This window comes from Stenotrophomonas sp. Ste96 (assembly GCF_024519495.1).
Taxonomy (GTDB): Bacteria; Pseudomonadota; Gammaproteobacteria; order Xanthomonadales; family Xanthomonadaceae; genus Stenotrophomonas; species Stenotrophomonas bentonitica_A.
This window is the reverse complement of the sequence record NZ_JALJRX010000052.1, coordinates 1-429: the sequence shown is the minus strand read 5'-3', so window position 1 is coordinate 429 and position 429 is coordinate 1. Positions and strand designations below refer to the sequence as shown.

Sequence of the window (429 nt, the reverse complement as noted above, 5' to 3'; positions counted from 1 at the left end):
CCAAGAAGGACTCGATGGGCATGGACTATGTTCCGGTTTATGCCGACGACACGCCGCCAGCGGCGCCGGGCACGGTGGTGATGCCACCCGACAAAGTGCAGGCACTGGGCGTGCGCACCGAAGCGGTCAAGCGCGGGGCCATGGCCAGCACCGTGCGCACCAGCGGCACGGTCGAGGTCGACGAGACCCGGCAATACGCAATCGCGCCACGCTTCGAAGGCTGGGTGGAGCGGCTGTACGCGAACCAGACCGGCATGCGGGTCCGTGCCGGGCAGCCGCTGCTCTCCGTCTATAGCCCGCAGCTGGCTGCGGCGCAGCAGGAATACCGGCTCGCCGACGAGACTGCCCGAAGGCTGGCCGAGTCCGATCCCGCAAGCGCGGTGTCGATGGTCCGTCTGCGCGATGCCGCCCGCACCCGCCTGCGCAACT

Annotated in this window: 1 protein-coding gene; it reads left to right on the top strand. The window is 69.2% G+C overall.

The genetic code is table 11. The features are described 5' to 3' along the window. Nucleotides 1-20: 20 nt before the first annotated feature. The coding region (locus OC373_RS18790) for an efflux RND transporter periplasmic adaptor subunit (RefSeq protein ID WP_261998286.1) at nucleotides 21-429 on the top strand (409 nt) is incomplete at its 3' end.